At 59.7% G+C, this 12365-nt stretch carries 11 protein-coding genes; 9 read left to right on the top strand and 2 right to left on the bottom strand.

Annotated elements, in window-relative coordinates; all coding sequences use genetic code 11:
• The first annotated feature begins 111 nt into the window (after positions 1-111).
• From WNZ14_RS16350 to WNZ14_RS16330, 5 genes are all read left to right on the top strand, one after another.
• The gene (locus tag WNZ14_RS16350) at positions 112-1383 is read left to right on the top strand and encodes a L,D-transpeptidase family protein (protein WP_342869680.1); all 1272 of its coding nucleotides are present in this window, start codon (positions 112-114) and stop codon (positions 1381-1383) included.
• Between the two features lie 245 nt (positions 1384-1628).
• The gene (glyA, locus tag WNZ14_RS16345) at positions 1629-2942 is read left to right on the top strand and encodes a serine hydroxymethyltransferase (RefSeq protein ID WP_342869679.1); all 1314 of its coding nucleotides are present in this window, start codon (positions 1629-1631) and stop codon (positions 2940-2942) included.
• 6 nt (positions 2943-2948) lie between these two features.
• A complete protein-coding gene (nrdR, locus tag WNZ14_RS16340; RefSeq protein ID WP_342869678.1) occupies positions 2949-3431 on the top strand; it encodes a transcriptional regulator NrdR in 483 nt (160 codons plus the stop codon).
• A 4-nt stretch (positions 3432-3435) separates the two neighbouring features.
• Positions 3436-4539: a bifunctional diaminohydroxyphosphoribosylaminopyrimidine deaminase/5-amino-6-(5-phosphoribosylamino)uracil reductase RibD gene (gene ribD / locus WNZ14_RS16335; protein WP_342869677.1), complete on the top strand. Its 1104-nt coding sequence runs from the start codon at positions 3436-3438 to the stop codon at positions 4537-4539.
• A gap of 4 nt (positions 4540-4543) precedes the next feature.
• Positions 4544-5158 (top strand): riboflavin synthase, encoded by a 615-nt coding sequence (locus tag WNZ14_RS16330; RefSeq protein ID WP_342870260.1) that lies wholly within the window; start codon positions 4544-4546, stop codon positions 5156-5158.
• A 29-nt stretch (positions 5159-5187) separates the two neighbouring features.
• Here the strand turns inward: WNZ14_RS16330 and WNZ14_RS16325 are convergent, their stop codons facing one another.
• Positions 5188-6573 carry an O-antigen ligase gene (locus tag WNZ14_RS16325; RefSeq protein WP_342869676.1) on the bottom strand — a complete coding sequence of 462 codons (1386 nt, stop codon included), beginning with the start codon at positions 6571-6573 and terminating at the stop codon, positions 5188-5190.
• 138 nt (positions 6574-6711) lie between these two features.
• On the bottom strand, positions 6712-7428 hold the full coding sequence (locus WNZ14_RS16320) for a DUF2161 family putative PD-(D/E)XK-type phosphodiesterase (protein WP_342869675.1): 717 nt from the start codon (positions 7426-7428) through the stop codon (positions 6712-6714).
• Between the two features lie 269 nt (positions 7429-7697).
• Here WNZ14_RS16320 and ribH point away from each other — a divergent pair, with 269 nt between their 5' ends.
• The 4 genes from ribH to WNZ14_RS16300 all read left to right on the top strand — a co-directional run bounded on the left by ribH (position 7698) and on the right by WNZ14_RS16300 (position 12320).
• Positions 7698-8153, top strand: coding sequence for a 6,7-dimethyl-8-ribityllumazine synthase (ribH, locus tag WNZ14_RS16315; RefSeq protein ID WP_342869674.1), 456 nt, complete (start codon positions 7698-7700; stop codon positions 8151-8153).
• Positions 8150-8665: a transcription antitermination factor NusB gene (gene nusB / locus WNZ14_RS16310; RefSeq protein ID WP_342869673.1), complete on the top strand. Its 516-nt coding sequence runs from the start codon at positions 8150-8152 to the stop codon at positions 8663-8665. Before ribH ends, nusB begins: the two co-directional genes overlap by 4 nt.
• 5 nt (positions 8666-8670) lie before the next feature.
• Positions 8671-9909, top strand: coding sequence for an MFS transporter (locus tag WNZ14_RS16305; RefSeq protein WP_342869672.1), 1239 nt, complete (start codon positions 8671-8673; stop codon positions 9907-9909).
• 257 nt (positions 9910-10166) lie between these two features.
• Positions 10167-12320 carry a sodium-translocating pyrophosphatase gene (locus tag WNZ14_RS16300; RefSeq protein ID WP_342869671.1) on the top strand — a complete coding sequence of 718 codons (2154 nt, stop codon included), beginning with the start codon at positions 10167-10169 and terminating at the stop codon, positions 12318-12320.
• Positions 12321-12365: the final 45 nt, after the last annotated feature.

The following is a 12365-nucleotide window of genomic DNA, read 5'->3' as shown; positions in this document are numbered from 1 at the left end:
GTAGAGTGTTGCTGCAGGTTTGAAAGCTCGGTTTTGGTCCCCAATTTTTAACGTTGAGAATGGTAACCATTCCAGACCTCACGCTAGAATCGAATATATGGTGGAAAAAGAATGACCAAGCCAAACGGACCCGCCCCTCTCTCCCGTCGCCGATTCATCGGACGCGCTGCCGGTGTTGCGGCCGCTGCGATAACTGCGGGTCCTGCACTGGCTCAAACCGCCATTGAAGAGATCATCAATTCTCCCCGTCGCGGCAGCTGGGATGACCAGTTCGACGCGAAAAGCTCACGTTCCGTGGCCGAGACTGCCACCCGCCACCCGATCGCAAGCGCCGATACCATTGCTTTTGTCGAGCGAGCGGTTTTCGATTACCAGAATCTGGTTGCGCGCGGTGGCTGGCCCTTCGTGCCCGCAACCAAGAAGTTGCGCATGGGCGTTTCCGAGCCGGAAGTTCGTATCCTGCGTCAGCGCCTGATGGCTTCGGGCGATCTCGACCAGAGCGCCGGGCTTTCCAACGCGTTCGATTCTTATGTCGATGGCGCTGTGAAGAAATTCCAGGCCCGTCACGGCCTGCCGCCGGATGGTGTCCTGGGCAGCTATTCCTATCAGGCGCTCAACGTGTCGGCAGATGTCCGTCTTGGCCAGCTCGAAACCAACCTGGTGCGGTTGCGCTCGATGTCGGGCTTCCTGGGCGACCGTTATGTCATGGTCAATATTCCTGCTGCCCAGATCGAAGCTGTGGAAAACGGCAGCGTCGCCCTGCGTCACACCGCGATCGTTGGCAAGATCGACCGTCAGACGCCGATCCTCAATTCCAAGATCCACGAGATCATTCTCAATCCTTACTGGACCTCGCCGCGCTCGATCATCGAAAAGGATATCGTGCCGCTGATGCGCAAGGATCCGACTTATCTGGCGCGCAACAACATCCGTCTGTTTGACGGAAAGGGCGAGGAAGTCGCTCCGGAAACGATTGACTGGAACGCTGAAAAGGCGCCGGATCTAATGTTCCGCCAGGATCCGGGCAAGGGCAACGCCATGTCCTCGACCAAGATCAATTTTCACAATCCGCATGCGGTCTACATGCATGACACCCCGCAGCAGGGCGTGTTCAACAAGCTGATGCGGTTCGAATCGTCAGGCTGCGTGCGCGTGCAGAACGTGCGCGATCTTAACACCTGGCTGCTCCGGGACACACCCGGCTGGAACCGTCAGGCCATCGAGGCAACGATTGCCTCGCGTGAGAACACCGAAATTGAATTGACAGAGCCAGTGCCTGTCTATTTCACCTATTTTACCGCCTGGGCCTCCGAGGATGGTGTTGTCCAGTTCCGCGACGACGTCTACCAGCGCGACGGCGTGGACGAACTGGCGCTGCGCTGAACCGGATTCAGAGCAGACTGACAAGCTTGAAAACCGCCCCTTCCGGGCGGTTTTTTTGTTTCACGCTGCACAATGACGCAATCAGACCTGCGGATATTGCCCTCGCCATGCGACGGGGGTAAACAGCCGCATCCGGTCAGGGTTACCTGTTCCGGATTCGAGCACATCTTTGGACGCTGCCAATCCTTTGGCCGGCGTTACGACAGACCCGAGCCATACCCCGAGTCACACAAGGAACCCGGAACATGTCCAACGCGACCGCCGCCGCCCACTCTTCAGATGCATCATTCAATCGCACCCTGGCTGATGCCGATCCGGCAGTTTTCGGCTCGATCCAAAGTGAATTGGGTCGCCAGCGTCACGAGATCGAACTGATCGCGTCCGAGAACATCGTGTCCAGAGCCGTGATGGAAGCACAAGGCTCGGTCATGACCAACAAGTACGCTGAGGGCTATCCGGGCCGTCGCTACTATGGTGGTTGCCATTTTGTTGATATCGCCGAGGAACTGGCGATCGAGCGTATCAAGCAGCTGTTTGACTGCGGTTTTGCCAATGTCCAGCCGAACTCAGGTTCGCAAGCCAATCAGGCCGTGCTTCTGGCGCTCGCCAAGCCGGGCGATACGCTTCTCGGCATGAGCCTTGATGCAGGCGGTCACTTGACCCACGGCGCCAAGCCGAACCTGTCGGGCAAGTGGTTCAATGCGGTCCAGTACGGCCTCGACCTCGCAACCGGCACAATCGACTACGATCAGGTTGAGGCGCTCGCCCACGAGCACAAGCCGCGCATCATCATCGCCGGTGGCTCAGCCTATTCGCGCCGCATCGATTTCGCCCGCTTCCGTGCCATTGCCGACGCCGTTGGGGCTATCCTCTGGGTCGACATGGCGCATTTCGCGGGCCTCGTGGCAGGTGGCGCGCATCCAAGCCCGTTCCCCCACGCTCATGTGGCCACTTCGACCACCCACAAGACCCTGCGCGGTCCGCGCGGCGGAATCGTGCTGACAAATGACGAAGACATCGCCAAGAAGATCAATTCGGCCGTCTTCCCGGGTCTCCAGGGCGGCCCTTTGATGCATGTGATTGCCGCCAAGGCGGTGGCTTTCGGCGAGGCGCTGACACCGGACTTCAAGACCTATATCGGCAATGTGGTCCGCAACGCTGAAGTTCTGGCCGAAACGCTTGTCGCGGGCGGCCTGGAAATCGTCTCCGGCGGCACCGATACCCATTTGATGCTGGTTGACCTGCGTCCCAAGAACCTCACCGGCAAGGCATCGGAAATCGCTCTCGGTCGCGCCTTCATCACGTGCAACAAGAACGGCGTTCCCAATGATCCGGAAAAGCCGACGATCACCTCCGGCGTTCGTCTTGGAACCCCGGCCGGAACCACCCGCGGGTTTGGCGAAGCTGAATTCCGCGAAATTGGCGCGCTGATCCTCGAGGTGCTCGACGGTCTGAAGGCTGCCAACTCCGAAGAGGGCAACGCCCAGGTGGAAGCTGCCGTGAAAGCCAAGGTGATGTCGCTCACCGACCGTTTCCCCCTCTATCCCCATCTCGGGTAAGCTGAGATGCGGTGTCCCTATTGCGGTTCTGAAGACAGTCAGGTGAAGGATTCGCGGCCCGCCGAAGACGGCGCCGCGATCCGCAGGCGGCGTGTGTGTCCCGATTGCGGTGGTCGTTTCACCACCTTCGAACGCGTACAGCTGCGCGATCTGCAGGTGCTCAAGAAAACCGGCAGGCGGGTGCCGTTTGATCGCGAAAAGCTGGCAAAATCCTTCCAGATCGCGCTGCGCAAACGGCCGGTTGATCCCGAGCGGATTGATCGCGCCGTGTCAGGCATTGTCCGTCGTCTGGAAAGCTCGGGCGAGACCGAGATTGCCACGGACGGTATTGGCCTTCTGGTGCTTGAGGCACTCAAGGCGCTCGATGATGTCGGATTTGTTCGCTACGCCTCTGTCTACCGGGACTTCTCCGGGCCGGAAGATTTCGAGCGGACCATCGCCGAACTGACCGCACGGATCGCCGGCGACAGCTCTGTCGGGGATATCTGACACCATGGCCGTCAGTGCGCTCGACCGTCGCTATATGGCGGCGGCAATCCGTCTTGCCCGCTGGCATGAGGGGCGCACGGGATCCAATCCGTCGGTTGCGACACTGATTGTGCGCGAGATTGACGGAACGCCGGTGATTGTCGGTCGCGGTGTGACCGCCATCGGCGGTCGCCCGCACGCAGAACCGCAGGCGTTGGCCGAGGCGGGTAAACTGGCACGGGGTGCGACAGCTTACGTTACTCTTGAACCCTGTGCCCATCACGGACGTACGCCGCCATGCGCCAAGACGCTTGTCGCCGCCGGCGTGGCCCGCGTTGTGGCCGCTGCGACCGATCCGGATGAGCGTGTTTCAGGGCGCGGCTATGCCATATTGCGCGCAGCCGGCATTGTGGTGGAAGAGGGCGTGCTGGCACGGGAAGCGGAAAGCGATCTTGCTGGTTACCTCACAAGACGAATCAAGAACCGTGCGCATGTCACTCTAAAATTAGCGATATCTAAAAATGGAAAGATCGGAAGACGTGACGGGCAGCAGGTTGCGATAACTGGCGAAATCAGCCGTCATCAGGTTCATGCCCTGCGTGCCATGTCGGATGTGATCCTGATTGGCGTTGGCACTGCGATCAATGATGATCCTGATCTGACCTGCCGGCTTCCGGGCCTAGGAGACCGGTCTCCGGTCCGGCTGGTGCTCGACACACACCTCAGACTTCCGAGCCAGTCGCGGCTGGCCATGACCGCCCGGAACGTCCCGTTGTGGATCGCGACTGCCTCTACGCCGGATGATCCGCGCAGGGCAGAACTCGCGGCAACAGGCGCCGAGTTCCTTGCTTGCGACGCCCATGATGGCAAGATCGCACTGCCGGAACTGCTGGACGATATTGCCGCGCGAGGTCTCTCGACGGTTTTCATCGAAGGCGGTGCTGAAGTCGCGCAAGCCTTTCTTGTCGAAGATCTGGTTGACCGGATTGTCCTGTTGACGGGCGAGAGGGCAATTGAGGGCGATGCAGTGAACGCACCGGTCACCCGGGACACCATCCCCGAGGCTTTCCGCAAGGTTGCATCCATGAGATATGGTGCCGACGAGATGGATGAATACGAAAGGGCCTGAAATCATGTTTACCGGCATCATCACCGATATCGGCCGTGTGGCCACTGTCACCGAGCGCGATCAGGGCGTGGCCCTTCGGATCGAAACGGCTTTCGATCCGGCAACCATCGACATCGGTGCTTCGATTGCCTGTTCCGGCGTTTGCCTGACCGTCACGTCGCTTCCGGAACACGGTGACAACGCCCGCTGGTTTGAAGTCGAGGCCTGGGAAGAGGCGCTGCGGTTGACCGGGATTGCGACCTGGGCCGTCGGGACACCGATCAATCTGGAACGTTCGCTCAAGATCGGCGACGAACTGGGAGGCCATATGGTCTCCGGCCATGTCGACGGGCAAGCCGAGATCATTGCCATCACGGATGAAGGTGAGGCTCGCCGCTTTACCTTGCGAGCACCCGAAGCGCTTTCACGCTTCATCGCGCCCAAGGGGTCGGTGGCGCTGGATGGCACTTCGCTGACCGTCAATGCGGTCAACGACACTGATTTTGACGTTCTTCTGATCAGGCATTCGCTATCTGTGACCACGTGGGGAGAGCGTGCGGTTGGCGATAAGGTCAATCTGGAGGTTGATCAGATGGCGCGCTATGCTGCGCGTCTTGCAGAAACCGCGAAGCGCGCCTGAGCCTGGTCAAACGGCGGAGGCTCTGAAGGTCAGCGCCTCATTTGAGGCGAAGCCGGGGGCTGGCCGATGCTGAACCGGGCTGCAAGATGCAGTCCGAACACGGCGAATATATGCATCATCCACAGTGAATCGTTGCGTGCGAGGAAAAAGGTCTCGAGGAATGAGAGCAGCCCCGCAAACACGATGATCATGAAAAACATGTCGGCGATCTTGCGGTTTCCGGGGAGCTTTCGCGCTTTCATGTAATTGATCGTGGGGCCGATAAACAGCACCCAGAACAGCACCGCGCCGCCGATGATCCCGAGATTGAGCAGAATATCGAGATAGTTGTTGTGGCCGTGAACGATGAAACGGTAATCCCACGCCGATTCAAAAGGCTTGTCCAGCAGGAACACGTTGTCGGTGCTCCAGAAATTGTACAGACCAAAGCCCAGCCACGGCTTTTCCGGTATCTTCGACAGGCTGAACTCCCACAAGGTGGTCCGTCCCGTGTAGGTCTCATCGCCCAGCAAATTGCCGATGAGCCGCGAGATCCCTGAACTGTAGAGCGAGCCGAGCGTGATGATCCCTACGGAGCAGACCGCCAGCATGAATGCCAAGGCCGCTGCTCCGCTGCGCCCGAACAGCCCTGCCATCAAGACGATCATGATCGACAGCGGGAAAAAACCGCTGGTGGTTTTCGATCCGGTCTTGAGCACGAACAGAGCCCCGGCCAGAAAAATGACAAGGCCGACAAAACGGTGGCCCGTTCGCATCAGGTAAAAGCCGAAAATTGCGATCACGCACATCACCGGACCGGCAACGTTCTTGTGGCTGAAGTGGCCACGCCACAGTCCGGCATGCTGCGGCTCATAGGCGTCGTAGCCATGCATGGCCAGATCTGGAACCAGAATAAGCCCGCCGTAGGACAACGCCAGTGCCGCAGCTGCACCGGCGAGCAAAGCGAGTTGAAAGTCCTTTTCACTGCGCGGCAGAACGATGGTCGAAAACGCGATGAACATCCCGATCAACGTCAGGATCAGACCGCGGATCGTCGATTCTGGATCGGGCGCTCTTGAAACCGAATAGGCAAGAACCACGCCGAGCATCAGAAAACTGGGTGTCAGCAGGCTGCCCAGAACTTTACGGCTGGCCAGGCACATCATTGCAACCGCGAACACCAGTCCCGCGGCCACAAAGCCGACCTGATTGACCAGGCTGCCGCCATCGCCGCCGGTGTCATTGACCAGACTGGCGCTGGCAAACGGTTGCAGGGAAATCAGCATCAGTGCCATTCCGAGCGCTGAAAGAACGATCGCCGACAACCGCAGAAGCCCGGGTGTGATGACGCCGGGACGGGCAAACTCCAGACCTTCCTGCATCGGAGACCAGGCCGGGCGACGCTGTCCGGATATGTGGGGTGATACGTGGCGCATGCCATTGCCCGGGCGAGAGGTGTCAGGCTCCGACCATCGGCCTTTATGGTTAATCAACGGTAAATTTCGCGCCCTTCGCGCCCTTCGAGCAACGACAATCGACCATCAACTGAAGATCATTGGCTTGGCTATACAGGCTCAGCCGTTGGCTTCGGACTGTTGCTTCCGGTCGGCACCGCTATCAGGGTCTCCAAGCAGCGCCAGCGCTTCAAACCCTTTCGGACAAAGCGCATAGATCCCGGTCGCCACCCGCTCGAACCAGCCGTAGTGATTGTCCGCCATCAGCGCTCTTGCTCTGTCCACCCCGGTGGCCTTTGCCACCTGCGCCGCCTTTGTCGGTCCAAGCTCCGAAAGCGCCCGGGCGCAGCGCAGGGCATCCTGACGGTAGGCCGTCATCAATCCCTGCCGGGTGGATCCTCCGGAATTGGGGTCGCCGGTCCGTTTGGCAAATTCCTTGAGCAGCCGCGCCTTCTTGATCGCCGATTTCCTTGGTTTGTAAGGCGCAGGATCGGCATGCACCTCAACCAGCCCGTCTTTCAGCCGCACAGTCATCAAGCCAAGTCCAAGCCTGCGGCACAGCGATGTGTTGGCGGCAATCGCCTTTTGAAATGCCCGTCCGGTTCCACGCGGTACGGCGATGTAGACCGCATCGGTGAGCGCCTGGCGTTCGATGCCCTGATGAAACAGCGACAGCGAGAACCCGGTTTTCAGCTCCACCACAACAGGATCCTCGTCCTCGCGCACTGCGACGATGTCAGCGGCGCCGATCTCTCCCTTGACCACATAGCCCTGACCTTCGAGCAAGGCTTTGACCGGTGGATAGAGGTCTGTTTCTTTGGGTTTGATTGCGCGCATGACTGTTTGCATAAAGGAGTCGTGACGTCCGCGCAAAGGTGCCCTGGAGAGCCCGTCCATGGGCGGGTTTTAACCGAATTTGTCTCGCAATTGCACATGCAGGCCGCCAATGCCAAAGACAAAAGGCCGTTGTTGAGCGCTGTCGGGCCATTTCTGCTTGCCAAGCCGCAGACAAAGTGGTTTGACCGCGCTCTGATCCGACCCATTTCTCAGGTTCCGTTCCCGAACCCCGACGCGTGGCAAACCTGCCCGCAAAAAGGAAAGCCGTCATGGCGAAGCCCAAGACCCCGCACTTGCTGATTGTTGAAGCGCGTTTTTACGACGACATGTCCGATGCGCTGCTGGATGGCGCGACATCGGCGCTCGAAGCAGCCAGCGCGACTTATGAAGTTGTCACCGTTCCAGGTGCGCTCGAAATTCCCCCCGCCATTGCCATGGCGCTTGACGCGATGGATGAAGGCGGCGCCGAGTTCGACGGCTTCGTCGCCCTTGGCGTGGTCATTCGCGGCGAAACCCACCATTTTGACATTGTCGCCAATGAATCGGCCCGTGGTCTGATGACGTTGTCGATTTCCGAATCCCTTGCACTTGGCAACGGCATCATGACCACCGAGAACGCCGATCAGGCCTGGGAACGGGTCAAGAAAGACCGGCTCGACAAGGGCGGTTTTGCGGCGCGCGCTGCGCTGACGATGATTACGTTGAAAGACAATCTGGCGGGTTGATCGTGGCGACAGAAGACAACTCCTCACCATCGGCGTCCCAGCCGGAAATCAAGGCCGCCAATCAGCGCGGCGCTGCACGGCTGGCTGCGGTCCAGGCGCTCTACCAGATGGATATCGGTGGTGCCGGCGTGCTTGAGATCGTTGCCGAGTATGAAGCGCATCGTCTGGGCAATGAAATTGACGGCGAGCAATACCGTCCGGCCGACCCGGCCTGGTTCCGCGCCGTCGTCTCCGGTGTGGTCGAGAACCAGCGGGCGCTTGATCCGGTTATTCGCGCCGGCCTGACCGAAGACTGGCCGCTGTCGCGTCTTGACGCGACCCTGCGCGCGATCCTGCGGGCAGGGGCCTGGGAACTTTCCGCCAAGAAGGATGTCCCTATCGCTGTCATCGTCAATGAATATGTCGATGTCGCGCGGGCCTTTTTCGATGGTGAAGAGCCCAAGATCGTCAACGCAGTGCTCGACCGTCTGGCGCGCAAGTACCGCGGCGATCAAAAACCCGTCAAGGACTGACAGACATGGCGTTTCTCGACAAGGTCGGGCTGGCTGGTGCGACGGACGCCGAGAATCTGGCACGCCGCAACTCGTTGTTGCTGTCCGGAGCACAAGCCTTTGGCGGCGCCGCAGCACCAATCGCCATTTCGATGGGCGGGCTTGCGGGCTTTTACCTGTTGGGCACTGACAAATCTCTGGCGACCGCTCCGGTCACCGGGTTCAATCTTGGTGTGGCCATCGGTGCGCTGCCTGCAGCCTGGTTGATGCGCCAGATCGGTCGCCGTTATGGCTTCCTCTCGGGCATGGCAATGACCGCGCTCGGCGGCATTATCGCCACCATCGCTCTGTTTCGCCATGAGTTCTGGCTGTTTGCCTTCGGAATGGCCTTCATCGGCCTTGGTGGCTCGTTTGTGCAGCAATACAGATTTGCCGCAGCCGACGGATCGCCGACGAATTTCAAGGCGCAGGCCATATCCTGGGTGTTGGCAGGCGGTGTCTTCGCAGCCATCATCGGGCCGCAGACCGTGATTTTCACGCGCGAGCTGTTTGAGCCAGTGATGTTTGCCGGTTCTTTCATAGCCCTCGTTCCGCTGGCTTTGATCACCATGTCGATCCTGTGGTTCCTGCGTATCCCCAACGATACACGGCCGGGTGATGTGGGACACGACGAGACACCTGCACGTCCGCTTTACGAGATCATCAGCCAGCCACGCTTCATCACCGCCATGATCTGCGGTGTCGGGACCTATGCCTTGATGACCTTCATGATGACCGGTGCGCCGCTTGCCATGGTCGGATGCGGTTTCTCGCCCGAACTCGCAACGCTTGGCATCCAGTGGCATGTAATGGCGATGTTTGCGCCGAGCTTCTTCACCGGCAAGCTGATTGCACGTTTTGGCCGTGACACCATCACCGCCACCGGTCTTGTCATCCTGCTGGGCTGCGCCATTGTCGCGCATATGGGGATCGAGCTGTGGAATTTCTGGCTGGCTCTGGTGCTCTTGGGTATCGGCTGGAATTTCGGCTTCATCGGTGCGACGACCATGGTGACCACGACCTATCGTCCGTCCGAGAAGAACAAGGTGCAGGGCTTTCATGACGTCACACTGTTCGGCATTGTTGCCTTCTCGTCGCTGATGTCTGGCAAGGTGCTCAACGCCTGGGGCTGGGACGCGCTGAATAGCCTGTTCTGGCCTGTGGCGCTGTTCTGCCTGCTGGCGCTGGGTGTTCAGATCCTTTACGAGCGCCGCCGCTCACTCTGATCAGCTGCTTGTCTATGCCTGTACGCTGAAGCCGGACTTCTTGTTGATCGGCTCCCAGCTTGGAGTTATAGCAACCTTTCCCAGCGCTTATTGGCTGCGGCCGGGCAATAACACTATATGCGCCCTTGACGTTACCCCACCTCTATCGCAATCATCCGCCGCGATGCGGCAGGGTTTGCGGACGTGTGGTCTGTATGCCTTTCGCCGCGGAGTTCTGGCCGGGGGGAGGACTCCGGTCAAATTGGAGGGAAATCAGCATGACAATTCTTTTTGCTGTGATCGCCTGTGGATTGCTTTCCGTTGTTTACGCCATATGGGCCACAAGCTCAGTGATGGCTGCCGATCAGGGCAACGCACGCATGCAGGAAATCGCGGGCTACATTCGTGAAGGCGCTCAGGCTTACCTGAACCGTCAGTACACAACCATTGCCATCGTCGGCGTGGTCGTCGTCATCATTACCTACGCGCTTCTCGGAGCAACCGCCGCGATCGGCTTCCTGATCGGCGCGATCCTTTCGGGCGCTGCAGGTTATGTCGGCATGCATGTTTCGGTGCGCGCCAATGTGCGTACGGCGCAGGCATCGGCGGTCAATCTGGCCGGCGGCCTCGACATCGCCTTCAAGGCGGGCGCTATCACCGGCATGCTGGTGGCTGGCCTCGCGCTTCTGGGTGTCTCGGTCTACTACTACATCCTCACCGGCCCGATGGCGCTGGCACCCGACAGCCGCCAGGTTATTGACGCGCTGGTGGCTCTCGGCTTCGGCGCTTCGCTGATTTCAATCTTTGCGCGTCTGGGCGGCGGCATCTTCACCAAGGGTGCCGACGTTGGCGGTGACCTTGTTGGCAAGGTCGAAGCCGGCATTCCCGAAGATGACCCACGCAACCCGGCCACAATCGCCGACAACGTCGGCGACAATGTCGGCGACTGCGCCGGCATGGCGGCCGACCTGTTTGAAACCTACGCGGTGACCGTTGTCGCCACCATGGTTCTCGCAGCCATCTTCTTTGGCGGTTCCGACATTCTCGGCTCGGCCATGCTCTATCCGCTGGCCATCTGCGGCGCTTCTATCATCACATCGATCATCGGCACTTTCTTCGTCAAGCTCGGCCAGAACGGCTCGATCATGGGCGCTCTCTACAAGGGCCTCATCGTCACCGGTCTTCTGTCGATCATCGGCCTGGGCGGTGCAACATCAATGACCATCGGCTGGGGTGAAATCGCCGTTATCGACGGCATGGTCATCACCGGTACCAACCTGTTCATTTGTGGCATTGTTGGTCTGATCGTCACCGCGCTCATCGTGGTGATCACCGAGTACTACACCGGCACCAACAAGCGTCCGGTCAACTCGATCAGCCAGGCATCGGTCACGGGTCACGGCACCAACGTGATCCAGGGACTGGCCATTTCGCTTGAATCAACCGCACTGCCAGCGATCGTCATTGTTGGCGGCATCATCTCGACCTACCAGCTTGCCGGCCTGTTCGGCACCGGTATCGCAGTTACAGCCATGCTCGGCATCGCCGGCATGATCGTGGCTCTCGATGCCTTCGGTCCCGTGACCGACAATGCCGGTGGCATTGCCGAAATGGCTGGTCTTCCGCCGGAAGTCCGTCAGGCGACTGACGCGCTCGACGCTGTCGGCAACACCACCAAGGCCGTGACCAAGGGCTATGCCATTGGCTCGGCTGGTCTTGGCGCCCTGGTGCTGTTTGCAGCCTACTCGAACGACCTTCAGTTCTTTGCCGCCAAGGCAAATGCCGAAGGCTCGACGCTCTATCCTTACTTCAAGGATATGGGCGAGATCTCGTTCGACCTGTCCAACCCTTACGTGGTTGCCGGTCTGATCTTCGGCGGTCTCATCCCCTATCTGTTTGGCGGTATCGCCATGACGGCTGTGGGCCGTGCTGCCGGCTCGATCGTGGAAGAGGTGCGCAGGCAGTTCAAGGAAAGCCCGGGCATCATGGCAGGCACCCAGAAGCCTGACTATGGCCGCGCGGTGGATCTTCTGACCAAGGCAGCGATCCGCGAGATGATCGTGCCGTCGCTTCTGCCGGTTCTGGCGCCGCTGTTCGTCTATTTCGGCGTGCTGCTGATTTCCGGTTCCAAGGCATCGGCCTTCGCAGCACTCGGTGCTTCGTTGCTCGGTGTGATCGTCAATGGCCTGTTCGTTGCCATCTCGATGACTTCGGGCGGTGGCGCATGGGACAACGCCAAGAAGTCCTTTGAAGACGGTTTTGTCGACAAGGATGGCGTCAAGCACGAAAAGGGATCGGATGCCCACAAGGCTTCCGTGACCGGTGACACCGTTGGCGATCCTTACAAGGACACCGCTGGCCCGGCCGTCAACCCGGCCATCAAGATCACCAACATCGTGGCACTTCTGCTGCTGGCAGTGCTCGCGCACTGACCGACGGCAGTTGATTGCCTGAAAAAAGAACCCCGCGGAAAGCAG

The organism is Hoeflea sp. AS60 (genome assembly GCF_038900115.1).
Classification (GTDB): Bacteria; Pseudomonadota; Alphaproteobacteria; order Rhizobiales; family Rhizobiaceae; genus Hoeflea.
Note: the sequence above shows the minus strand (reverse complement) of the source record. Positions and strands in the feature narration are given on the sequence as shown.